19 protein-coding genes, 1 tRNA gene and 1 rRNA gene are annotated in these 22352 nt (G+C 71.0%); 14 read left to right on the plus strand and 7 right to left on the minus strand.

Features of this window, described 5'->3' with window-relative positions; all coding sequences use genetic code 11:
* Positions 1–10 precede the first annotated feature (10 nt).
* The 3 genes from IT347_08735 to argJ all read right to left on the minus strand — a co-directional run bounded on the left by IT347_08735 (position 11) and on the right by argJ (position 4043).
* The gene (locus IT347_08735; GenBank protein MCC6349661.1) at positions 11–1618 is read right to left on the minus strand and encodes a DEAD/DEAH box helicase; all 1608 of its coding nucleotides are present in this window, start codon (positions 1616–1618) and stop codon (positions 11–13) included.
* 149 nt (positions 1619–1767) lie between these two features.
* Complete coding sequence (mutM, locus tag IT347_08740) at positions 1768–2685, minus strand: bifunctional DNA-formamidopyrimidine glycosylase/DNA-(apurinic or apyrimidinic site) lyase (protein MCC6349662.1); 918 nt, start codon at positions 2683–2685, stop codon at positions 1768–1770.
* Between the two features lie 134 nt (positions 2686–2819).
* Positions 2820–4043 carry a bifunctional glutamate N-acetyltransferase/amino-acid acetyltransferase ArgJ gene (gene argJ / locus IT347_08745; protein ID MCC6349663.1) on the minus strand — a complete coding sequence of 408 codons (1224 nt, stop codon included), beginning with the start codon at positions 4041–4043 and terminating at the stop codon, positions 2820–2822.
* A 200-nt stretch (positions 4044–4243) separates the two neighbouring features.
* On the opposite strand from argJ, the gene murQ reads away from it, so the two are divergent.
* The 8 genes from murQ (at position 4244) to IT347_08785 (ending at position 11456) form a co-directional block, all read left to right on the plus strand.
* Positions 4244–5182, plus strand: coding sequence for an N-acetylmuramic acid 6-phosphate etherase (murQ, locus tag IT347_08750; GenBank protein MCC6349664.1), 939 nt, complete (start codon positions 4244–4246; stop codon positions 5180–5182).
* Positions 5179–6390, plus strand: a complete 1212-nt coding sequence (locus IT347_08755) for an extracellular solute-binding protein (GenBank protein ID MCC6349665.1) — start codon at positions 5179–5181, stop codon at positions 6388–6390. The genes murQ and IT347_08755 overlap by 4 nt, the downstream gene beginning before the upstream one ends.
* Before the next feature lie 3 nt (positions 6391–6393).
* Positions 6394–7620: an anhydro-N-acetylmuramic acid kinase gene (locus tag IT347_08760; GenBank protein ID MCC6349666.1), complete on the plus strand. Its 1227-nt coding sequence runs from the start codon at positions 6394–6396 to the stop codon at positions 7618–7620.
* Positions 7617–8906, plus strand: a complete 1290-nt coding sequence (locus IT347_08765; GenBank protein ID MCC6349667.1) for a SpoIID/LytB domain-containing protein — start codon at positions 7617–7619, stop codon at positions 8904–8906. Before IT347_08760 ends, IT347_08765 begins: the two co-directional genes overlap by 4 nt.
* 102 nt (positions 8907–9008) lie before the next feature.
* Positions 9009–9085: transfer RNA gene (locus IT347_08770), tRNA-Asp, on the plus strand.
* 330 nt (positions 9086–9415) lie between these two features.
* Positions 9416–9643, plus strand: a complete 228-nt coding sequence (locus IT347_08775; protein ID MCC6349668.1) for a hypothetical protein — start codon at positions 9416–9418, stop codon at positions 9641–9643.
* An 81-nt stretch (positions 9644–9724) separates the two neighbouring features.
* Entirely contained in the window at positions 9725–10168 is a 444-nt protein-coding gene (speD, locus tag IT347_08780; protein MCC6349669.1) for an adenosylmethionine decarboxylase, read from the plus strand.
* A gap of 76 nt (positions 10169–10244) precedes the next feature.
* Entirely contained in the window at positions 10245–11456 is a 1212-nt protein-coding gene (locus IT347_08785) for a class I SAM-dependent rRNA methyltransferase (protein ID MCC6349670.1), read from the plus strand.
* Positions 11457–11480: 24 nt separating this feature from the next.
* On the opposite strand, the gene IT347_08790 is transcribed toward IT347_08785, so the two are convergent.
* Positions 11481–11765 carry a DUF1844 domain-containing protein gene (locus IT347_08790; GenBank protein MCC6349671.1) on the minus strand — a complete coding sequence of 95 codons (285 nt, stop codon included), beginning with the start codon at positions 11763–11765 and terminating at the stop codon, positions 11481–11483.
* Positions 11762–12598, minus strand: a complete 837-nt coding sequence (gene mazG, locus IT347_08795) for a nucleoside triphosphate pyrophosphohydrolase (protein MCC6349672.1) — start codon at positions 12596–12598, stop codon at positions 11762–11764. The genes IT347_08790 and mazG overlap by 4 nt, the downstream gene beginning before the upstream one ends.
* Before the next feature lie 219 nt (positions 12599–12817).
* Between mazG and alr the strand changes: the two genes are divergently transcribed.
* The 5 genes from alr (at position 12818) to IT347_08820 (ending at position 17849) form a co-directional block, all read left to right on the plus strand.
* The gene (gene alr / locus IT347_08800) at positions 12818–14047 is read left to right on the plus strand and encodes an alanine racemase (GenBank protein MCC6349673.1); all 1230 of its coding nucleotides are present in this window, start codon (positions 12818–12820) and stop codon (positions 14045–14047) included.
* 2 nt (positions 14048–14049) lie between these two features.
* The gene (locus IT347_08805) at positions 14050–15216 is read left to right on the plus strand and encodes a phosphopentomutase (protein ID MCC6349674.1); all 1167 of its coding nucleotides are present in this window, start codon (positions 14050–14052) and stop codon (positions 15214–15216) included.
* Between the two features lie 14 nt (positions 15217–15230).
* Complete coding sequence (gene cdd / locus IT347_08810; GenBank protein MCC6349675.1) at positions 15231–15614, plus strand: cytidine deaminase; 384 nt, start codon at positions 15231–15233, stop codon at positions 15612–15614.
* A gap of 239 nt (positions 15615–15853) precedes the next feature.
* Positions 15854–16543 carry a deoxyribose-phosphate aldolase gene (gene deoC / locus IT347_08815; protein MCC6349676.1) on the plus strand — a complete coding sequence of 230 codons (690 nt, stop codon included), beginning with the start codon at positions 15854–15856 and terminating at the stop codon, positions 16541–16543.
* A gap of 7 nt (positions 16544–16550) precedes the next feature.
* Positions 16551–17849 (plus strand): thymidine phosphorylase, encoded by a 1299-nt coding sequence (locus IT347_08820; GenBank protein MCC6349677.1) that lies wholly within the window; start codon positions 16551–16553, stop codon positions 17847–17849.
* A gap of 27 nt (positions 17850–17876) precedes the next feature.
* On the opposite strand, the gene IT347_08825 is transcribed toward IT347_08820, so the two are convergent.
* Both IT347_08825 and IT347_08830 read right to left on the minus strand, forming a co-directional pair.
* Positions 17877–20039 (minus strand): PBP1A family penicillin-binding protein, encoded by a 2163-nt coding sequence (locus IT347_08825; GenBank protein MCC6349678.1) that lies wholly within the window; start codon positions 20037–20039, stop codon positions 17877–17879.
* A 79-nt stretch (positions 20040–20118) separates the two neighbouring features.
* The gene (locus IT347_08830; GenBank protein ID MCC6349679.1) at positions 20119–21402 is read right to left on the minus strand and encodes a tyrosine--tRNA ligase; all 1284 of its coding nucleotides are present in this window, start codon (positions 21400–21402) and stop codon (positions 20119–20121) included.
* A 545-nt stretch (positions 21403–21947) separates the two neighbouring features.
* Between IT347_08830 and IT347_08835 the strand changes: the two genes are divergently transcribed.
* Positions 21948–22352, plus strand: a 16S ribosomal RNA gene (locus tag IT347_08835); the annotation flags it as partial.

The following is a 22352-nucleotide window of genomic DNA, read 5'->3' on the forward strand; positions in this document are numbered from 1 at the left end:
GCCGCCCGGGCTACTTCTTCGCGCGCGCCGCCGCCGGCCTGGCTTTCGCTTTCGCCTTCGGCTTCGGGGCGGGCTTCGCCCGTGCGCCGAGCTTGTGCTTCGCCGTCGCATCGCCCTTCGGCTTCGCGGACGTGACGGTCTTCGGCCGGGCCGCGGCTGCGCCGGTGACGGGCCGCGTTCTCACCGGCGGGCTGGCCGGTCGCTGTGTCGTCGCGGCCGTGGGCAGGGTGCGGCGCGCGCCGGCGGCGCTCGCCGGCGCCGGGGCGACGCCCGCGCGCGCGGGCGCAGCCGGGCCGCGGACGGTAGAGGAGAGGCTCCGCGAAGGCGCGGCCGGACCGCGCGAGGGAGCCGCGACGCCACGCGAGGGCGGCGCGGCTCGGCCCTGGCCCGGAGCGCGGGCGAGCGCGTACGGACCCACCTTGCCCATCGCGGCGCGGCGCGCGGCGCGCACGCGTTCGTCGTCGTAGATCACGGTCTGCTGGAGCTGCGAGGCGCTCAGCTTGTAGTCGAAGTCGGGCAGCAGCACGCGCGGGATCGCGCGGCCGACGAAGCGCTCGATGGCCGCGAGGTGGCGCTGCTCCTCGGGGGCCATGAGCGTGAAGGCGTCGCCCTGCGCGTCGGGCCGCGCGGCTCGGCCGATGCGGTGGACGTAGTCCTCGGGCGTCGGGGGCACGTCGAAGTTGACGACGTGCGCGACGCCGCCGAGCTCGAGGCCGCGCGCGGCAAGGTCGGTCGTGACCGCGATCTGCAGCCGCCCGCGCTTCAGATCCTCCATCGCCCGCTCGCGCTCCGTCTGGCTCTTGCGCTCGTGCAGCGTCGTGACCGTGTACTTGCGCCGCTCGAGCTGGCGCGCGAGCCGGTCTGCGCCCTCCCGCTGGCGGGTGAAAACGATCGTGCTGCGCACCTCGCCGGAGCGCGAAAGCAGCCGGTCGAGCAGCTCGATCTTGAGGTGCCTGGGCACGGGATAGATGGCGTGCGTGATGCCGGTCGGCTGCGGAGCCGTGAGGTCCACGCGCACCGGTTCGATCAGCGCCTCCTTGGCGAGCCGGTTCAGCTCCGGCGCCATGGTCGCCGAGAAGAGCAGCGTCTGACGGGTTTCCGGCAGCAGCTTGAGCAGCCTGCGGATGTCGCCGGCCTGACCCATGTCCACCATGCGGTCGGCTTCGTCGAGCACGAGGATCTCGACGTCCTCGAAGCCGATCACCTTGTGCTCCTGAAGTTCCAGCAGGCGGTCCACCGTCGCGATCAGCACGTCCACGGCGTTGTCGCGGAGCAGCTTCTCCTGCACCGGCAGCGGCGTCGCGTTGTGCACCATGCCGACCCGCAGCTCGGTGAAGCGGGCGAAGTCACGGGCCAGGGTCTCGACCTGGGCGGCGTGCTCGCGGGTCGGCGTGAGCACGAGCGCGCGCAGCTTCTGCGGTCCGTCAATGAGGCGCGCGAAGCCCGGAAGCAGGAACGCGCCCGTCTTTCCCGAGCCGCTCACGGCGTTCCCGATGAGGTCGTTGCCCTGGAGGATGACCGGGATCGCCTTGGCCTGGATCGGGGTGGGTTCGGTCCAGCCGGCGGCCCGGACCGCCTGCGCCATCGGCGCCGGCAGGCCCAGCGTATTGAACATCATGATGAGGTCGCTCCGTCTCGAACGGGCGGCGGGCGTCGCGGGGAAGGGGCTGCGGCGGGCCACCCGGAAAGGGTATGGATAACACCGCAGGTTAGGGCCTCGCGCTGGGCCGGTTCAATGGAAACGTTGCGCAGGTTTTTCGCGGTTCGTCAGGTTCTTCCGGCCCGGGAGGGTCCGCGCCGGGTCGCGGCGGCGCGCGCCGGCCGCGGCCCGCGGGGGCCGGCCACGGCGGGCCTGCGGCTCTGGCAGGCCGGGCAGAAGAACGTGGCCCGCCCGCCCTGCACGATGCGCCGCACCGCCGCCCCGCACCGTCGGCACGGCTCGCCCGCGCGGTCGTACACGAGCAGCCGCTCGCCATAGCCGCCCGGCTCGTTCCAGATCGTGCGGTAGCTGCTGAACGTCGTGCCCATCCGCTCGATGGACGCTTCCAGCACCGGGCGGATCTCGGACGCGACGCGCGTCCATTCGGGCGTCGAGAGCGTTCCCGCGCGGCGCCGTGGATCGAGCGCGGCGCGGAACAGCACCTCGCTCACGTAGATGTTGCCGAGCCCGGCGATGCGGCGCTGATCGAGCAGGAAGTTCTTGACCGCGACGCGCGCCCCGCGGGCAAGCGTGTGCAACGACTCGCCGGTCGGGGGCTCGGCGAGCGGGTCGGGACCGAGCCGCCGGATCGAGGGGTCGCGCGCGAGCCGTTCGAGCGGCACGACGCGCAACATTCCGAAGCGGCGGATGTCCTGATACCAGAGCGCCGCACCGCCCTCGATCGCGAGCCGCAGGTGCACGTGCGGCATTTCGCGGTCCGCCGTGCGCGCGTCCGGCCAGTAGAGCCACCGTCCGCTCATGCCGAGGTGGGAAAGGAGCGTGAGGCCGCCGTCCAGATCGAGGAACAGGAACTTGCCCGTGCGGCGCGGTTCGCCGAAGACCCGGCCCGCCAGCGCCACGGGCAGCTTCGCGAGCGATGCGCTCCGCAGCCGGTGCCGCGAAACCACCGCCCGCGCGATGCGCCGGCCGGGAATGCACGCGGCCAGCATGCGGCGGACGGTTTCGACCTCGGGCAGTTCGGGCATGCGGTCAGACTGCGTTCACGCCCACGGGGCGTCAAACGTCCGGGCATCGCGCGAGGGATGCGGAGCCTCCGCGATTGCGACCTCGTCCCGCACCCGATCCGCTGCCGCGCCCGACCGCGCGAATCCGCGGGGGGTCACGTCGTGTACTCCGCGTTGACGCGCACGTACTCGGCGCTCAGGTCGCAGGTCCAGAGCGTCGCCGCCGCGGCGCCGAGACCGAGATCGAGGTGCACGACCGCCGGGTCCTTCGCGAGCAGCGCGGAGGCGCCGGCCCGATCGAAGGCCAGCGGCCGGCCGCGGTCGAGCAGCTGCACGTCGTCGCCTTCGCCGAACCACAGCCCGACGGCGCCCGGATCGATCTCCTCGCCGCTGTAACCCGCGGCGGCGAGCACCCGCCCCCAGTTGGGGTCGTTGCCGTGGATCGCCGTTTTGACGAGCGGCGAGCAGGCGATCGCGTCGCCGACCCGATGCGCCTGACGCCCGGTTTCGGCGCCGGTGATGCGCAGCTCGACGAGGCGCGTCGCGCCTTCGCCGTCGCGGGCGATCTGGCGCGCCAGCGCGGCGCAGGCCTCCGTCAGCGCGCCGGTGAAGGCCTCCTCGCCGGCATCGTCCACGCGCGCGGCGGAAACGCCCGACGCGAGCGCGAGCACCGTGTCGTTCGTGCTCATGTCGCCGTCCACGCTGATGCGGTTGAAGCTCGCGGCGGCGGCGCGGCGCAGGGCCCGGTCGAGCCGCTCGGGATCGATGAGCGCGTCGGTGGTCAGCACGGCGAGCATCGTCGCCAGGTTCGGGTGGATCATGCCGGCGCCCTTGGCGAAGCCCGAAATCCGGACCGTCTGCCCGGCGATCGTCGCGGTGGCGGTCGCGACCTTGGGCCGGGTGTCGGTCGTGAGGATCGCACGCGCGGCGTCGGCCGCGGCGCGCAGCGCCCCCGGCGCGCGCAGCGCGGCGATGCCGTAGCCGAGCTTGTCCATGTCGAGGTGCACGCCGATGACGCCGGTCGAGAGCACGAGCACCTCGTCCGGCCTCGCCTCGACCGCCTCGGCGGCGAGCGACGCCATGCGCCGCGCGTCCGCCAGGCCGCGCTCGCCCGTGACCGCGTTGGCGCAGCCGGCGTTCGCGACCACCGCGCGGATGCGGGCGGCGGAGCCGGGCAGCGTCTGGCGATCCAGCACGACCGGCGCGGCCTTGACCCGATTGGTGGTGAACAGTCCGGCGGCGGCGCAGTGGCGCTCGCTCCACACGAGCGCCAGGTCCAGCGCACCACTCTTCTTGAGACCGCAGGCGGTGGCCGCGCATTGGAAGCCCGGAGCGAGCGCGAAACGCGCGAGGACATCGTCCTCGACGAGAACCGACATGACGGCGCCTCCGGGATCGGGGAAGGGAAGGGGTGCGAAGCGCGCAGTCTAGGAGACTTCCGGCGAATCGGCATCACGGGAACGCCCGCGGGACAACCGACGCGCGCAGCGCCCGTGGCCTGCCGCCGGAGTTGTGGGGCGCTTCGCCCGCATGGCATCCTGCCGGCCTGCGAAGCAGCTTCCCGAACCGCGGGGACGACATGGACGATCGCGCCCGATTCGACGAGTTTGCCCGGCTCGCCACCGAGCAGCGCAATCCGCGCACGATGGACCTCGACACGCTCGATGTGCCCGAGCTGCTCGCGCGCATCAACGCCGAGGACCGGACGGTCGCGGACGCCGTCGCGCGGGAGCTGCCGTGGATCGCCCGTGCGGTGGACCTGATCGTGGCGTCCTTCCGCGCCGGGGGCCGGCTCGTGTATGCGGGCGCGGGCACCAGCGGAAGGCTCGGCGTGCTGGATGCGTCCGAATGCCCGCCGACCTTCGGCTCGGACCCCGACCAGGTCGTGGGCGTCATCGCCGGCGGCTACACCGCAGTCGTCCGCGCGGTCGAGGGCGCCGAGGACCGGCGCGAGGAGGGCGAGAAGGCCATGAACGATCTCGGCGTCGGCCCCGAGGACACGGTCGTGGGCGTCGCCGCCAGCCGCCGGACCCCGTTCGTCGTCGCCGCGATCGAGCGGGCCCGCGAGCGCGGCGCGCGCACCGTGTACGTGACGTGCACGCCGCGCGAGGAGTTCCAGCTTCCGGTGGACGTGGCGATCTGCCCGCTCGTCGGCCCCGAGGTCCTGATGGGCTCGACCCGCATGAAGGCGGGAACCGCGCAGAAGCTGGTGCTGAACATGCTCACGACCGCCGCGTTCGTCCGCTCGGGCAAGGCGTACGAGAACATGATGGTGGACCTGATGGCGAACAGCCAGAAGCTGGTCGAGCGCAGCCGACGGACGGTCATGGCGGTGACCGGCGTCGAATACGACGCCGCCGCCCGGGCGATCGAGGCCGCGGGACGGAGCGTCAAGACCGCGATCGTGATGCTGAAGCGCGACTGCGATCGCGACGAGGCGGAACGGCTGCTGCGGCAGACCGGCGGCTTCGTGCGCCGCGCCATCGAGTCCGCGCACCGGGAGGACGGCGGCGCGTGAAGCGCATCGGCCTCGGCCTGGCGATCCTGTTCGCGGCCGGTTGCGCGCCGGCGGCCCGGCCGCCGCAGGAGGTCGTCTTCTGGCAGTTCGCAGAGCCGGCGGCGCTCGAGCCGGTGGTGCGGCGGTTCGAGTCGGAAAATCCCGGACTGCGGGTGCGGCTCGTGCGCGTCGCGCCGGCGGCGCTCGCCGAGTCCCTCGATGCGGCGCTCGCGCTGGGCGCCCCGCCGGACCTTTGCGAGCTGGACGGCGATTCCATGCGCGCGTACCTCGACTCGGGCGAGCTGAGCGACTGGAGCGCGGGCGTCGCCGACCAGCGCGATTCGCTGCTCGGCTGGGAGGCGTGCCGGGTCGGCGTCGCGCTGTACGGCATGCCCTGGCGGCTTTCGCCGCGCGTGCTCTACTGGAACCGGGATCTGTTCGCGCGCGCCGGGCTGCCGCCCGCCAGGCCGCCCGCGACCTGGGACGCGCTCGTCGCCGCGGCACGGCGCATCGAGCGCCTCGGTGGGGGCGTTCACGGCTACGGTCTCCCGAGCACCGACACGCTCGCCATGGTGCCCGAGTTTCTCTCGCTCGCGTGGACGAACGGCGGCGAACTGCTGTCCGCCGCCGGGGACTCCGTGCGCCTCGACTCGCCGGCGAACGAACAGGCGCTCGAGCTCGGCGTGCGGCTGGGCAGGGTGGGGCTGCAGGCCGACTCGGATTTCCTCGACCGCGAGTTCGCCGCCGGTCGCCTCGGTCTGCGCATCGCCGGTTCCCGGCTGGCCACGTGGCTCGATCACGAGGCGCCGGAACTGAAGTACGGACTCGCGCCGCTCCCCGCACGGGCGGCGGCCGACAGCGTCGTGCCGTTCGCCGACGTCAGCGTGCTCGCCAGCTTCACGCGCTCGAGACACAAGGAGCATGCGCTGCGCCTGGCCCGCTATCTGGCGCGGCCGGAGAACTCGCTCGAAATCTACGCGGCCGCCGCCGGCGGCGTGCCCGCGAACTCGGGCGCCGACACGCTGGCGTGGTTCCGCTCGCACCCGCGAGACGAGGTGCTGGCCTCGCAGGCCGCGCGCTCGCGCTTCGCGCCCGCGGTGCCAGGCTGGCGGCGCATGGAGCACGCGCTCGGCGACGAGCTGATCCGCGCTCTGCGCGGTGAGCAGTCGCCCGACAGCGCCCTCGCGCACGCGAGCGCACGCCTGGCGGCGATCGTGGGCAGGAGGTAGCGCATGGTCCACGGGTCCGACGCTCTCGCCGGCCTGCGAAGCTATCGCACGGCGGACGAGCACCTGGTGATCGGCCTCATGACGGGCACGTCCGCCGACGCCGTGGATGCCGCGCTCGTGCGCTTTCGCGGCGCCGGACTCGCGGCGACCGGCGAACTGGTCGCCTATCGCGAGCAGCCGTTCGAGGATCCGCTGCGTCGCGAGGTGCTCGAGGTGGCGGGCTGCGAGGAGCTGCCCCTCGAGCGTTTCATGCGCCTCGACGCGGAGCTCGGCGAAGCCTACGCGCGGGCGGTCCATGCACTGCTGCGGCAGGCGCAGATCCGCGCGGCCGAGGTCGCCGCGGTGGGTTCGCACGGGCAGACCATCCGGCACCTGCCGCGCGCCGCGAACGGCGGGCGGGCGCTGACGCTGCAGGTCGGATCGGCCGCGGTGCTCGCCGAACGCACGGGCATCCTGGTCGTCTCCGACTTCAGGACCCGCGACACCGCGGCCGGGGGCGAAGGCGCTCCGCTCGTGCCGGTGGCCGACTGGTGGCGATTCCGCTCGGAACGCGAGTCGCGCGTGCTTCTGAACCTGGGCGGCATGGCGAACGTCACCCACCTGCCGCGGGGCGCGGGACTCGATCAGGTGGTGGCCTTCGATACCGGGCCGGGCAACGCCGTGCTCGACGGACTCATGCGAGTCTCGACGGGTGGGCTCGCGCATCGCGACGATGGCGGGCAGCTCGCCGCGCACGGGCGGGTGAACCACGGCCTGCTCGAGGAACTGCTGGCGGACCCGTTCTTTCAGACCGAGCCGCCGCGCTCGACCGGGCGCGAGCGCTTCGGCGACGCCTACGCGATCCGGCTGCAAGAGATCGGCGAGCAGCTGGGGCTCTCACTCGAGGACCTGCTTGCGACGGCGGCGGAACTGACGGCCATCACCGTCGCCGACGCGATCGGCCGCTTTCTCTCGCCGCGCGGCGTGGAGGCCGTCTACGTCAGCGGTGGCGGCGTGCGCAATGCGACGCTCATGGTCGCGCTGCGCCGCAGGCTCGAAGGGGTGACGGTGAGGAAGCTCGACGACCTGGGCGTCGCCGCGGACGCGAAGGAGGCGCTCGCCTTCGCGCTGCTCGCCCATCTGACGCTGTCGGGCGAGGCGGGAAACGTGCGCGGCGCGACGGGAGCGGAGGCGGCCGTGGTGCTCGGTCACATCTCACCGGGTGCGCTGACCGGCGGAGCGTCCGCGTGAAGCCGCTTCGGCGCCTCGCCGTCGCGCTCGCGCTCGCGGCCCTCTCCGGGGCGGGAGCGCACGCCGGCGACGCGCGCGCCGAATCGCCGCAGGGACCCCGGTTCGACATCGGGCTCGTGGTGGACGCGGACTCGCTCACCGTCGAGCCGCTCGTGACGGCGCGACTCTCGTGGAGCGAGCAGGGCGCACCCGGGCGAACCGCCGAGCTGCGCGAGCCGCTGCGTCTGCGCGCCTCGGGCACGCAACTGCTGGTCGAGCCCGTGGGTCGGCCCCGGGCCGTGCCGCTTGCGGTCCTGGGGCCGGCGGACACGCTGTGGATCGGGGACGAGGGCTTCGAGGCGGGAGAGGCGCCTCGCCTGCGATGGAGCGGAAAGACGTGGCGCGGCCGTTTCAAGGCGTTCCTGTCGCCGCGCGGCCGGCTCACGCTCGTCACCCGGCTCGACCTCGAGCCCTATCTGCTCGGAGTGGTTCCCGGGGAGATCGGCGCGCTGCGGGATTCGCTGATCGAAGCCGGGCGCGCGCAGGCGATCGCGGCCCGCAGCTACTCGCTCTTCTATCGCGGCCGCCGCGGCGCCGAGGGTTTCGACCTCTATGCGACGGTCGAGGACCAGCTCTACTCGCCGGTCGAGAGCGAGCGGCCGCTGGCCACTCGCTGCGTGGAGAGCACGCGTGGCAGCGTCTGCGAGTCGCAGGGCCAGCCGATCCGCGCGAACTACTGTTCCACCTGCGGCGGCATCACCGCCGACGTGTGGGAAGCCTGGCCGACGGATCCCCGCCCGTACCTGCTCTCGCGCGCGGATCGAGGGACCGGCGAAGGAGACTACTGCGCGCTCTCGCCCCAGTATCGCTGGCGCGAGGAATGGCCGGTCGCGCAGTTCGCCGCGACGCTCGCGAAATACGGCCCGCCGCAGGGCGTGCCGATGCCGGCCGGAGGAGTCGGGAACGTGGTCGGGGTCGAAGTCCTGAGCCGATCGCATTCGGCCCGCGTCTGGCGTCTCCGGGTCACGACCACCACCGGTGTCGTGGACGTACCCGCGTACGTCCTGCGGCAGGTCCTGAGGCGCCCGAGCGCCCCGAACGGCATCCTTCGCTCGAACCTCTTCAAGATCGCGCTTCGCGGCGATGCGACGGGGCGGCCCGTGTCGGTCGTCGCGAGCGGCGCCGGCTCGGGCCACGGTGTCGGCCTCTGCCAGACGGGCGCGCTGGCGATGGCGCGCGCGGGAGCGAGCGCGGACAGCATCCTGTCGCACTACTACGCCGGAACGACGCTCACGAAACTCTGGTGAGTGCCGGAATGCCCGCGGGTGCGGGCGTTGACACCCGCCCGGCGGACCGTTACTTTCCGCGGCCTTGTCGCTGCGAGCTTCGCGCTTTCCGGCGACCGATGCGGGGTTGTAGTTCAGCTGGTTAGAACGCCTGCCTGTCACGCAGGAGGTCGCGGGTTCGAGTCCCGTCAACCCCGCCATCACCCAACTCGCCTGAACGAGGGTGCCGGCGCGTCGTACGGTGCCGCGGCCATGTGAACGCCCCGCCACGGATCGTATTCGCTGGACAGGCCCCGCACCCCTTCACAGCGACCGCCGCAAGCCATGGAGCGCGATAGGCTTGGGAGCTTGCCCGTTACTCCTTCATGGGGCAGGAATTGGGTTGACCGACGGGGGGGCGTTCGTATACTGCGCGTGCCTTTCAAGGAAAATCCGTGCGGGAAGCGCGGAAAGAGTGCCCCGGCGAGCGTTGGCTGCACGGACGCCGCAGCAGGGCCGCGGCACCGGACCGATCCCAGATCGAGGGTGACATGAAGCGCAAGAAGGGCGAGGACGGCGGCGAGTTCGACGTCTTCGGAGAAGACGACGCGAACGCATACGGCGAGGAAGGCATCGAGGAACAGGAAGCCGACCTCTACGAGGACGACATCGAGGAGGAGTTCGACGAGGAGGACTCGGATTTCGACGAGGACTTCGACGAGGACGACTCGTTCGACGAGGAAGAAGACTTCGACGGCCTCGTGGACGACGAGGAGTAGGGGATCGCGGGCGGGCGGCCGATCGGGTCACCCGCTCGCGACGCCTCGGAGCGAAAGCCACTCTCGAAGGCGGTCGGCGGCATGACGGGATTCGGGCCTCACCTGCTGGTGGACGGCTACGGCTGCGACAAGGAGCGCCTGACCGACCTGAACCTGGTCTACCGCGTGCTCGAGGAGCTTCCGCCGCGCATCGGCATGACCAAGATCATGCCGCCCTACGTCTTCAAGTACAGCGGGCTCAAGCCGGAGGACTGGGGGCTTTCGGGTTTCGTCCTGATCGCCGAGAGCCACGTCAGCGTCCACACCTTTCCCGAGAAGACCTACGCCAGCGTGGACGTCTTCTCGGTCAAGCCGTTCGAGACCGAGTTCGCGGTCGAGTACCTCAAGTCGGCGTTCGCCATGAGCCGGACCGAATGCCGGGTGCTGGATCGCGGTACGGAGTTCCCGAAGGAGCTTGGCGGCGCCACCGGCATGGTCCGGGCCCAGCGACGGCGCGTCGGAAAGCCGTCCGCACCAACCGCCTGAGCCCGTTCGCTTCGACGGCCCCGGCCCGAACCCGGCCGGGGCCGTCGCGTTCCCACGCACCGTTCCGGAGAAATGGATGCCGCACGAAACCGCGGACCGCCTCACCTCGCGCCCGACGGCCCGCCTGATCCTGCGCCGCGGCGAGGACCGCCGCGTGCGCGGCGGTCACCCGTGGATCTTCAGCAATGAAGTGGCGGCCTGGGAGGGCGTGGTCGAGGATGGCGGGCTCGCCGAGATCACGGACCCGCGCGGCGCGTTCCTCGGCGTCGCCTACGTGAACCGTCACAGCCTGATCTGCGCCCGGGTCCTGACGCGCCGTCGGGACGGGATCGACACCGAGTTCTTCGTGCGGCGGCTCGAGCGCGCACGGCGCCTACGCGCGGCCGTCTACCCCGAGGAAGCGGCCGTGCGGCTGGTCTACGGCGAGTCGGACCAATTGCCGGGGCTGGTCGTGGACCGATATGGCGAGTGGCTCGCCGTTCAGGTGCTTACGCTGGGTATCGAGCGCCGGCTCGACGAGGTGCGCGACGCGCTCGAGCGCGTGTTCGCGCCGCGAGGCGCGGTTTACGTCGGCGATTCGCCGATGCGCGCGCTCGAGGGGCTGGATCGCCGCCGCGAGATCTGGTGGGGCGACGTTCCCGAACGTGCGCGCGTCGAAGTGGGAGGGTTCGCGCTCGACGTGGACCTGCTCGGAGGTCAGAAGACCGGGCTCTTCCTGGACCAGCGCGAGAACCGGCGGCGAGCCGAACGCCGGGCGTCCGGAAAGCGCGCGCTCGACTGCTTCTGCTACCAGGGGGAGTGGGCCCTGCACCTGGCGCGGGGCGGAGCGACCAGCGTGCTCGCGGTGGATTCGAGCGAGCCGGCGCTGGCCGCCGCGGCGGAGAACGCCGCGCGCGCGGGCTACGCCGATCGCATCGCCTTCCGCCGGGCCTCCGCCTTCGACGAACTCCGCCGCCTCGAGCGCGAGGGCGAACGCTTCGGGATCGTCGTGCTGGATCCGCCGGCGCTGGTCAAGTCGCGTCGTGCCGTCGCGGCCGGCGCTCGGGCCTATCGCGAACTCAACCGGGCGGCGATGAGCCTGCTCGAGGAGGACGGCGTGCTCGTGACGTGCTCGTGCAGCCATCACCTGGACGATCCGCTGTTCCGCCAGGTGCTGCTCGAATCGGCGAGGCTGGCCCGGCGGCCGATGCGCGTTCTCGAGTGGGCGGGCGAAGCGCCGGACCACCCCGAACTGCTGGCGGTGCCCGAGACCCACTACCTCAAGTGCGCCGTGCTGCAGGCGCTCTGAGCCGCCGGCCGAAAGCGGTCGGCCTCAGCTTCCCGCCGCGCCCTTCTTGAGCTCGTCCACGTAGTTGAGCCGCAGGTCGGTCACGACCTGGGTCAGCACGCGCTGCTCGTCGGCCTCGAGGTTCCCCTTCGTGCGCGCTTCGAGGGCGCCCAGCGTGTCGATCGTGTTCTTGGCCGCGTCGAGATTGCGCTCGAGCTTGCCCGTCATCGGGTTCATCAGCTTGCCGAGCGCGACCATGGCCGCCTGCTGCAGGCCGAGCACGAGTTGCAGGAAGAGTGCGGCGTCGCGTGAGGGTGTGGCGTCCGTCATGTCGGCTCTCCGGCAGGCGGCGCGCCGGCCGCCTGCATGCGGGCGAGGCGCTTGGCCTCCTCCCAGTAGCGGTCCATCTCTTCGAGGGTGGCCTGCGACGGTGCGCGGCCGGTCTCCGCGAGCCGCCGCTCGACGTGCAGGAAACGTTCGCGAAAGCGGCGCAAAGTGGCGCGCAACTCGCGTTCGGGATCCACCCGCAGGTGGCGCGCGAGGTTCACGACCGCGAACAGCAGGTCACCGATTTCGTGCGCCGTGTCGGGGGTCGCGTCGCCCTCCGACAGCGAACGTTCGACCTCGGCCGTCTCCTCGCGGATCTTCGCGACCGGGCCGGCGGTCGAGGGCCAGTCGAAGCCGACGGCCGCGGCCTTTTCCTGGAGCCGGTAGGCGGCCACCAGCGCGGGCAGCCCCCTGGGCTGCTCTCCGAGCAGCGATGCCGGCGCGTCGCCGGAGCGCTTCTCGGCCTTCTTGATCTCCTGCCACTGGCGATACGCGGCGCCGCCGTCCTGCACCACCGCGTCGCCGTACACGTGCGGATGGCGGCGGATCAGCTTGTTCGCCGCGCGCTCGAGCGCCTCGGCGAGCCCGATGCCGCGCTGCTCGCCGAGCAGTTCGAGGCAGAAGACCACCAGGAACCCGAGGTCGCCGAGCTCCTCGGCCGCGTGATCGGCGTCGCCGGAGGCGATCGCTTCGACGGCTTCGACCGATTCCTCGGTCAGGTAGGGCGTCATCGTCTCGAGCGTCTGCTCGCGGTCCCACGGGCATCCGTCGGGGCCGCGAAGCCGGCGGCAGACAGCGACGAGCTGCTCGAATGCGGTGCGCTCACGGTCGGTCATGGAGCGCGACCTTAGCCGACCCGGCCCACGCGTGCACACCTGGGTCCGCTTCTCGAACGCGCGCCGCAGCGGCGGCGAGGGCCTCGCGGACGGCTCCGCCCGGTGCGCTCGTTGCCGGCGGGCCGGCGCGCGCGAATTGCGCGTCGCCCTCGCCGCTGGCTATTGTGGCCGGCCCGGCGTCGCACGGATCGCGTACGACCGGTGGAGTGGAGAAACGACATGTCAATGCCCCTGGTGACGTGGGTGGAGGTGGACCTGGACCGGTTCGCGGCGAACCTGCGCGTGATTCGGACCGAGGTGCGCGATGCCTGCGAGCTGCTCCTGGTCGCCAAGGCGGACGCGTACGGTCACGGGGCCCGCGAGATGGCGGCGGCGGCCGAGCGCGAAGGGGTGTCGCAACTCGGCGTCGCGACCCTGCACGAGGGCGTACAGCTTCGCATGGCCGGCTGCCGGTTACCGATCGTCGCGCTTTCGCCCCTGCTGACCGCCGAGATCGACGATGCGGTGGAGCACGGCATTGACCCGACCGTGGCCGACCAAGCTTTCGCCGGTGAACTCTCGGCCGCGGCCCGGCGGAGCGGACGCCCGGTGCGTTTCCACGTCGAGATCGACACGGGCATGGGCCGCATCGGTGTCCGCGAGGCGGACGCCGAGGAGTTCGTCGCGCGGGTGTCCGCGCTTCCCGGACTTCGGCTGGCGAGCGTCTATACGCACTTTCCCGACGCCGACGCGGAGGATCTGTCCTTCGCCCGCGGCCAGGTCGGGCGCTTTCGGGCCATCGTCGAGCGGCTGGCCGCCCGCGGTCTGCGCCCGCCCCAGGTGCACGCGTCGAACAGCGCCGGCACGATGAACCTTCCCGAAGCGCGCTTCGATGTCGTGCGGATCGGGCTCGTCGCGTATGGCGTGCATCCGCCCCACGACGCCGCCCGACTCGCGCTCGCTCCGGTCATGTCGCTGCGAAGCCGGCTCGTGCAGGTCCGCGACCTCCCGGCCGGAACGCCGATCAGCTACGGGCGCTCGTACGTGACGTCGCGGCCGAGCCGCATCGGCGTCGTGCCCGTGGGCTACGGCCACGGCTACTCCTGGCTGCTGTCGAACCGCGGACAGATGCTGGTGCGCGGGCGCCGCGCGCCGATCGTGGGCCGGGTGACGATGGACCTGACGATGCTCGACCTGACGGACATCGCGGGCGTCGGCGTCGGCGACGAAGTGGTCCTGTTCGGCGAGCAGAACGGCGAAGAGCTCCGCGTCGAGGAAGTCGCCGCCTGGAGCGAGACGCTCGCCTACGAGATCATGTGCACGCTCGGCAAGCGGGTGGCCCGCCTGTATCGCAGCCAGGGACGGGCCGTGCGGGTGACGACGCTCGTCGGCGAAAGACCGGAGTGGACCGCCGCCGCGGACGACTACCTGCGCCAGCGCGACTTCGCGGCGGCGGGCGGAGGAGCCTGAGCATGCGCACCTTTCTCATCGTGCTCGACGGCGTCGGCATCGGCGAGTTGCCGGACGCGGACCGTTACGGCGACCGGGGCGCGAACACGCTCGGCCACGTGGCCGAGGCGGTCGGAGGATTGCGCCTGCCGGTGCTCGAGTCGCTCGGGCTGGGGAGGCTTGCCCGCGTCTCCGGGGTGCAGCCCGTCGCGGACGCACGCGGCGCCCGCGCCCGTCTCGCCGAGAAGTCGGCGGGAAAGGACAGCACCACCGGGCACTGGGAGATGATGGGGCTGGTGCTCGAGCGTCCGTTCCCGACCTATCCGGACGGTTTTCCCACGGTGCTGCTCGACCGGTGGGCGGAACGTGTCGGCCGGGGCTGGCTCGGAAACTGCGCGGCTTCGGGCACGGAAATCATCGCGCGGCTCGGCGCGCGTCACGTCGAGACCGGCCGGTTCATCGTCTACACGTCGGCCGACTCGGTCTTCCAGATCGCGGCGCACGAGCGGATCGTGCCGCTGGAGGAACTCTACGCCGCGTGCCGCGCGGCGCGGGAGCTGCTGACGGGCGAGCATGCCGTCGGACGGGTGATCGCCCGGCCCTTCGTCGGCGAGCAGGGCGCGTGGACGCGCACGGCGAACCGCCGCGACTTCTCGCTCGAGCCCTTCGCGCCGACCGTTCTCGACCGGCTGACCGAGAACGGGCACCGCGTCGTCACGGTCGGCAAGGTGGACGACCTGTTCGCGGGCCGCGGCGTCGGCGACGCGATCCACACCCACAGCAACGCCGAGGGACAGGAGGTGCTGCTCGACCTGGCGAAGAAGCCCGGCGAAGGGCTGGTGTTCGCCAACCTCGTGGACTTCGACACGCAGTTCGGTCACCGCAACGACCCGGCCGGGTTCGCGCGGGCGCTCGAATCGTTCGACGAGACGCTCGGGAGGTTTCTCGGGCGCCTGCGGGACGACGAAATGGTCTGGGTGACCGCGGACCACGGCAACGATCCCACGACGCCCGGCACCGACCACACGCGCGAGTACACGCCGTTCCTGGCGGCCGGGCCGCGCGTGCGTCCGGGCGTGGACCTCGGCACCCGGTCGACGTTTGCCGACCTCGGTGCGACACTGTCGGACCAGTTCGGTCTCGCGCCGGGGCGCCACGGCGCGAGCTTCCTTCAGGAGCTGCGCGCGTGAAGCCCAGGGAACTCATGGCCGAGGCCGAGAAGGCCCGGAAATCCTCCTACTCGCCGTACTCGCGCTTCGCCGTCGGCGCCGCGCTGCTGACGGGCTCGGGCCGCGTCGTGCGCGGCTGCAACGTCGAGAACGCGTCCTTCGGCCTGTCCTGCTGCGCCGAACGCACCGCGGTCTTCAAGGCCGTGAGCGAGGGCGAGCGGGATTTCGTGGCCATCGCGGTCACGGCGGGCCCGGGACGCGGCTCGGCGCCCTGTGGCGCCTGTCGCCAGGTGCTGGACGAGTTCGCCCCGGGGATCTGGGTGCACTTCCGCGACGCGCGCGGCTCCATGGTCCGCCGGCGGCTCACCGCTCTGCTCGCCGACGCCTTCCGATTCCCGACCCCGCGGAGAAGGCCGTGAGCCGAGAACGCGATCAGCTGGTCGAAGTCATCACCCGCCAGGTGCTGCAGGCGCTGCACGGCGTGCCCGCGCAGGGCGGTACTTCCGCGCACGCACCCGCCGCCCCGCTCGCGCCCGGAGAGGTCGCCCACGATCCGGCGACCTGCGAGCGTTGCCGCAACTGGGGCGTCGCCGGCGTGCGCGATCCGGCCGAGACGCGAGTGCTGGCCGAGGCGGGCGCCTCGCGGGTCGTCGCCACCATGGGCTACTGCCCCGCGTCCGACGGCCTCGCCTCGCTCATCGATCACACGCTCCTCAAGCCCGACGCGACGCGTGAGGAGATCGAGCAGCTTTGCCGTGAAGCGGCGCAGTTCTGCTTCGCCTCGGTGTGCGTGAACCCGAACTGGGTGGCGCTCTGCCGCGAGCGCCTGCGCGGCACGGGCGTCAAGGTTTGCACGGTGATCGGGTTCCCGCTCGGAGCGCACCTGCCGGACATCAAGGCCTACGAAGCCCGCCGTGCGGTCGAGCAGGGCGCCGAGGAAGTGGACATGGTGATCAACATCGGCGCGCTCAAGTCCCGTGACTACGCGCTCGTCGAGCAGGACATGCTCGGGGTCGTCCAGGCCGCCGGGAAGGGCGTCATCGTCAAGGTGATCCTCGAGACCGCGCTGCTCACGCGCGACGAGAAGGTCATGGGCTGCACGCTCGCCAAGGCGGCCGGCGCCGACTACGTGAAGACCTCGACGGGTTTCGCGGGCGGTGGGGCGACGGTCGAGGACGTGCAGTTGATGCGCGAGACCGTCGGGCCCGAGATGGGGGTCAAGGCTTCGGGTGGCGTGCGCACGCGCGACGACGCGGAAAAGATGGTGGCCGCCGGCGCGACGCGGCTGGGCGCTTCGGCCGGCGTCAAGATCGTCCGGGGCGAGACGCCCGCCGGAAAGGGCTACTGACCGCGTGATCGATCCCCGCGAGTTCATCCGGACCAAACGGGACCGGCGGTCGCACGAAGCGCAGGCGATTCGGGAGTTCGTCGCCGGCTACCGCGCGGGCTCCGTTCAGGACTATCAGATGAGCGCCTGGCTGATGGCCGCCTTCCTGAACGGGCTGGATGCCGCCGAGACGGACGCGCTCACCGACTCGATGCTGCACTCGGGGCGGGTCTTCGACTGGAGCGCGCTCGGGCGGCCGACGGCCGACAAGCACTCGACGGGCGGCGTGGGCGACAAGATCTCGCTCATGCTGGCGCCGCTGGTCGCCGCCTGCGGCGTGCTGGTGCCGATGGTCTCGGGCCGCGGGCTCGGCCACACCGGCGGCACGCTCGACAAGCTCGAGTCCATCCCCGGGTTTCGCACCACGCTGGACGCGGAGGCGATGGGCGCGCAACTGGACCGCATCGGCGTCGTCATGGTGGGCCAGGGGCCCGACCTGGCTCCCGCGGACGGCCTGCTCTACGCGCTGCGGGACGTGACCTCGACGGTCGAGTTCGAGCCCTTCATCGTCTCGAGCATCGTGAGCAAGAAGATCGCCGAGGGCGCGAAGGCCATCGCCTACGACGTGAAATGCGGCAGCGGCGCGTTCATGAAGACGCCGGAGGCGGCCCGCAGTCTCGCGAAACGACTGGTGGCCACCTCGCACGCGTTGGGCGCGCGCGCCTCCGCGCTGGTGACCGACATGAACTGGCCGCTCGGCGGCGCCGTCGGCAACGCGCTGGAGGTCGCCGAGGCCTGCGAGACGCTGCACGGGCGCGGGCCCGCCGACACGCGCGAGCTCACGATCGAACTCGCGGCCGAGATGCTGACCCTGGCCGGCGCGGAGCCGGGGCTCGAGCCCGCGCGCCGCCGGGCGGGCGCGGCGCTCGACTCGGGAGCCGCCTGGGAACGGTTCCTGGAACTGGTCCGGGCGCAGGGTGGCGACATCCGGGCGCTGGAGGGGAGGGCGCCGCTTCACCCCGCGCCCGTCGTGACGGCGGTGCCGAGCCCCGCCGACGGAGTGGTCGCCGGGTGTGATTGCTTTGCCGTCGGCGAACTGGTCGTCGGCCTGGGTGGCGGCAGGCGGACGAAGGAGGACGAGATCGACCCTCGTGTCGGCCTCGTCGTCCTGCGGCGGCCCGGCGAGCGCGTGCGTCGCGGCGAACCGCTCGCCGAACTGCACACGGCCGGCGACGACCCCGGCGCGGTCGCGCGCGCGGCCGCGTGCTTTCGAATCGCGGACGAGGCGCCGGCGGCGGGCCGGCGGGTGCTCGACCGGATCGGCTGACGCGGAGGTTCGCCGGCGGACGTTTCTTCAGCGGGTGTGGATCCGCTCCCGGTCCTTGCCCCGCTGGCTGCGGTCGAGCTTGCGCAGGTCGGTGGGCGGCTGCTGCTGGGCCTCGATTCCGACGGGCTGCAGCGGACGACCGGGATGCGTCGTGCAGTACTCGGTCGGCTCCGAGCCTTCCGCGAAGTTCTCGGTCGTCGTGTTCGGGCAGGCGTCGGTGGCCAGCATGCCCGATTCGGCGCACACGAGCCGGGTGACTGTTCCGGCCGGAACCGGGAAGTTCTCCACCGGCAGTCCGCGCGTTGCTCCGATCATGAACTCCGTCCAGATCGGCAGCGCGGCCGACGAGCCGGTCATGCCCGGCCCGATGGTCTTCTTTTCGTCGTAGCCGACCCAGACGCCGCAGACGAGACTGGGGATGTAGCCGACGAACCACGCGTCCATGTACTCGTCCATGGTGCCCGTCTTCCCGGCCGCGGGAATGGTGAAGCCGCGCGCGCGTGCCGGGTAACCGGTGCCGTGGTCCATCACGCTCTGCAGCATGGACGTCATGGTGGCGGCGGTGCCTTCGGAGAGCACCTCGAACGGGCGGGGCGCGTTGCGTTCGAGCACGTTTCCGGCGCGGTCCTCGACGCGGAGGATGTACAGGGGCTGATTGCGGACGCCACGATCCGCGAGCACGGCGTAGGCGGACGTGAGCTCGAGCAGCGTCACCTCGCTGCTTCCCAGCGCGAGCGAGAGGTTCTGCCCGATCGGGCTCCGGATGCCCATGCGTCGCGCGTACGAGGCCACGAGCGAGACCCCGACCTTGCGGAGCAGCTTGATGGCGGGGATGTTGATGGACTGCTGGAGCGCGTAGCGCAGCGTCACCGGACCGCGGAACTTGCGGTCATAGTTGGACGGCTCGTAGGGCTTGCCGTCGCCGCCGGGGAAGGATACGGGCTCGTCCACGATGATGTCGGTGGGCTTGAAGCCGTTGTCCATCGCCGCGGTGTAAACGAAGGGCTTGAACGCCGAACCAGGCTGCCGCATCGCCTGCGTCGCGCGGTTGAAGTTGCTCTGGTTCCAGTCGCGGCCGCCGACCAGCGCCCGGATGTAGCCGTTCCGCGGGTCGAGCGCGACGAGCGCGCCCTGCAGGTAATCCGTGCGGGCGCCCGGATTCGCGCCTTCGGCCGCCGCGGCGGCCGCCGTGAAGGTCGCGCGCGTGTGCTTGAGTTTGAGCTGGGTCTCGAGCGACTCCAGCTGCTTCTCGAGGGAGCGCTCGGCGAGCTGCTGGAGATCCATGTCGAGGGTCGTGTAAACGCGCAGGCCACCCTCGTACACCTGGTTCGAACCGTACTTCTCGTCCAGGTACAGACGCACCATTTCGACGAAGTACGGAGCGCGGTCGTTCTCGTAGCGGACCGCGGTCACGCCCAGCGGCGCGTTGATCGCGTTGTCGAACTCGACCTGGGAGATGGCCTTCGTGACCAGCATGTTGCGCAGGACCTTCGACCGGCGGGCGAGCGCGGCCTTCGGCTGGCGCCGGGGGGAATAGAGGCTGGGGTTCGCCGGGATTCCGGCGAGAAGCGCGCACTCCGCGAGCGAGAGGTCGGCGAGCGGCCGGCCGAAGAAGGTCTTGGCGGCGGCGTCCACTCCGTAGGCGCCCTCGCCGAAGTAGATCTGGTTGAAATACATCTCGAGGATCTGATCCTTCGAGTAGTTGCGTTCCAACTCGATGGCGAGCGCCACTTCCTTGAGCTTGCGCGCGAACGACCGCTCATGGGTGAGGAAGAGGTTCCGCGCCAGCTGCTGGGTGATGGTGCTGCCGCCCTGCGCACGGCGCCGGTGCAGCACGTCGGTCGCGGCCGCGCGCGCGATGCCCCAGAGATCCACGCCCCAGTGTCGGTAGAAGCTGCGGTCCTCGGTCGAGAGCGTCGCGTTGATCAGGTTTCGCGGAATGGCCTTCAGCAGCACCCGGGTGCGGTTCTCGCGATAGAACTCGTGCAGGACGCGACCGTGCACGTCGAACACGAGCGTCTTGACCGGGGTCTGGACCGCCGCGACCTGCTCCGGTGTGGGCAGGTCGCGGCGCAGCCACTGAACCAGGCCGAAGGTCGCTCCGGCCGCGCCGAAGACGACGATGAGCACGACGGCGAGGAACAGCTTCCACGGGAAGCGCCTCGCGACATTGAGGGCAGGCAGGGTCATGATCGGGGTGCGACTCCTTTCGCGCGGCCAGCCTAGGTGGGGTTCAACAGACGGGCAAGCGCGATCCGTGCGCGGCCGTTCAGTCCAGCAGTTCGATCAGGCTGTACTTCTTCCTGCCCAGCCGCAGCACGATGAAACGGTTGGCGAGCAGGTCGGCGCCCGTCAGCACCCGCTTCGCATCCTGGACGACCTGCTGGTTGATGGCCACCGCGCCGTTCAGGATGTGCGTGCGAGCCTCGGTCTTCGATTTCGCCAGCGCGCAGAGCACGAGCGTTCCGGGCAGATCGAGCCGGTGGGAATCGAGATCCCCGCGCGTCGCCGTCGCCCGGGGAGCCTCGCTCAGGCTCTCGGCAAGCTCCTCGGCGGACAGCCCGCGCAGGTCACCGCCTTCGAAGAGCGCGGCCGCCGTGCGTCGGGCGGCCGCCACGGCGTCGGCGCCATGAATCAGCCCCGTGACCTGGTCCGCGAGAGCGCGTTGCGCTTCGCGCCGGGAGGGATCGGCGAGGTGCCGGGCTTCGATCGCCGAGATCTCGTCGAGCGGCAGGAAGGTGAAGTAGCGCAGGTAGCGAAGCACGTCGTCGTCGTCCACGTTGAGCCAGAACTGGTGAAAGCGGTACGGGCTCGTGCGCTTCGCGTCGAGCCAGACGTTTCCCGCCTCGGACTTGCCGAACTTCCGGCCATCCGAGCGCGTGACGAGCACCTGGGTGAGTCCGTGCGCTTCACGGCTCCTCAGGACGCGGATCAGTTCGCGACCATCGAGGATGTTGCCCCACTGATCGCTTCCGCCGATCTGGAGCGTGCAATCGAAGCGGTCGAACAGTTCGAGAAAGTCGTAGGCCTGCAGCAGTGCGTACGTGAACTCGGTGAACGAAATGCCCTGCTGGCTTCCCAGCCTCAGTTGCACCGAGTCCCGCTGGACCATCGAGTTGACGGTGAAGTGCTTGCCGATGTCGCGCAGGAACTCGATCAGATTGAGCTGACAAAGCCAGGCCGCGTTGTCCACGAGCCTCGCGGCCCGCGGGCCGTCGAACTCGAGCAGTCGGCCCAGCTGTCCAGCGATCGCCGCGGTGTTGGCTTCGATCACCTCGCGTGACAGCATGGGGCGCTCGTTCGCCTTGCCGCTCGGGTCGCCAATGAGCCCGGTGCCGCCGCCGACCACCGCGATCGGACGATGCCCCGCGCGCTGCAGGCGCGCGAGGCCGAGGGCCGGCAGCAAGTGGCCGATGTGCAGGCTGTCCGCGGTCGGATCGAAGCCGGCGTACGCCGTGACCGACTCGCGCGCCAGCAAATCGGGGCGATCGCCGAACGTGAACTGGTGCAGCAGGCCGCGGGCACTCAGGTCAGCAAGAACGCCCAGATCCATGTTCGTCAAAGGGGTGCTCCGAAGGGGCCGAACGCGCCGCCGGCCAGGCCATATGCCTGATCCGACGAGGCGAATCGCGCAGTTGCGCGGTTCCCGTATCGCACCACGGCGGGCCGTTGTCCAGCTTTCCGGGCGGAGTTGATCCATGCGCCCGGCCGACACTTCCAGACAGTTCGCAGGCGGCGCGGGGTTCCTGATCCGAAGCGATGACGCAAAACGTTGCCCGGAAACATGTTAGTAAAGCTTCCGCCGATCTGCTTGACAGCCCTGGTGATCGCGCATATGTTGCGCGCGCTGCAGGAACACAGCCCGCCTCGAAATGGTTGTTGACGCTCACTTCGACATCGGCTAGGTTCCCCGTCCGCTTCTCGCCACGCGGGAGGCGTTCGACGTGTCTCCGCTCTTTGAAAATCGAATAGCGCACGTGACTTTGAAGGCCCGGCAAGTCCTCGTCGGCAGGCCGCTGTTCGGCATGTCGGCGTGATTACCTTGCAATGATCAGTGCTCGTGGGGCATCCGCTCCGCGGGCATTTATCTCCATTTTTACCATGGAGAGTTTGATCCTGGCTCAGAACGAACGCTGGCGGCGTGGATTAGGCATGCAAGTCGTACGCGAAAGAGGGGGCAACTCCTCGAGTAGAGTGGCGAACGGGTGAGTAACGCGTGAGAAACCTGCCTTCGACAGGGGGATAACACTCCTAACGGGGTGCTAATACCGCATGAGACCACGGAGTCGCATGGCTCTGAGGTCAAAGGTGGCCTCTATTTATAAGCTACCGGTCGAAGATGGTCTCGCGTCCCATTAGCTAGTTGGCGGTGTAAGAGACCACCAAGGCGACGATGGGTAGCTGGTCTGAGAGGATGGTCAGCCACACTGGGACTGAGATACGGCCCAGACTCCTACGGGAGGCAGCAGTCGAGAGGCTTCGGCAATGGGGGAAACCCTGACC

Source organism: Candidatus Eisenbacteria bacterium, assembly GCA_020847735.1.
Classification (GTDB): Bacteria; Eisenbacteria; RBG-16-71-46; order RBG-16-71-46; family RBG-16-71-46; genus CAIXRL01.

Bases quoted from the DNA above. Each gene is read 5' to 3' on its own strand.
- IT347_08735 (MCC6349661.1), bottom strand. From the start codon at position 1,618: ATGATGTTCAATACGCTGGGCCTGCCGGCGCCGATGGCGCAGGCGGTC.
- mazG (MCC6349672.1), bottom strand. From the start codon at position 12,598: ATGACCGACCGTGAGCGCACCGCATTCGAGCAGCTCGTCGCTGTCTGC.
- IT347_08760 (MCC6349666.1), top strand. From the start codon at position 6,394: ATGGTCCACGGGTCCGACGCTCTCGCCGGCCTGCGAAGCTATCGCACG.
- IT347_08785 (MCC6349670.1), top strand. From the start codon at position 10,245: ATGCCGCACGAAACCGCGGACCGCCTCACCTCGCGCCCGACGGCCCGC.
- IT347_08825 (MCC6349678.1), bottom strand. From the start codon at position 20,039: ATGACCCTGCCTGCCCTCAATGTCGCGAGGCGCTTCCCGTGGAAGCTG.
- IT347_08790 (MCC6349671.1), bottom strand. From the start codon at position 11,765: ATGACGGACGCCACACCCTCACGCGACGCCGCACTCTTCCTGCAACTC.
- IT347_08830 (MCC6349679.1), bottom strand. From the start codon at position 21,402: ATGGATCTGGGCGTTCTTGCTGACCTGAGTGCCCGCGGCCTGCTGCAC.
- speD (MCC6349669.1), top strand. From the start codon at position 9,725: ATGACGGGATTCGGGCCTCACCTGCTGGTGGACGGCTACGGCTGCGAC.
- IT347_08805 (MCC6349674.1), top strand. From the start codon at position 14,050: ATGCGCACCTTTCTCATCGTGCTCGACGGCGTCGGCATCGGCGAGTTG.
- alr (MCC6349673.1), top strand. From the start codon at position 12,818: ATGTCAATGCCCCTGGTGACGTGGGTGGAGGTGGACCTGGACCGGTTC.
- murQ (MCC6349664.1), top strand. From the start codon at position 4,244: ATGGACGATCGCGCCCGATTCGACGAGTTTGCCCGGCTCGCCACCGAG.
- IT347_08775 (MCC6349668.1), top strand. From the start codon at position 9,416: ATGAAGCGCAAGAAGGGCGAGGACGGCGGCGAGTTCGACGTCTTCGGA.
- cdd (MCC6349675.1), top strand. From the start codon at position 15,231: ATGGCCGAGGCCGAGAAGGCCCGGAAATCCTCCTACTCGCCGTACTCG.
- argJ (MCC6349663.1), bottom strand. From the start codon at position 4,043: ATGTCGGTTCTCGTCGAGGACGATGTCCTCGCGCGTTTCGCGCTCGCT.
- deoC (MCC6349676.1), top strand. From the start codon at position 15,854: ATGGGCTACTGCCCCGCGTCCGACGGCCTCGCCTCGCTCATCGATCAC.
- mutM (MCC6349662.1), bottom strand. From the start codon at position 2,685: ATGCCCGAACTGCCCGAGGTCGAAACCGTCCGCCGCATGCTGGCCGCG.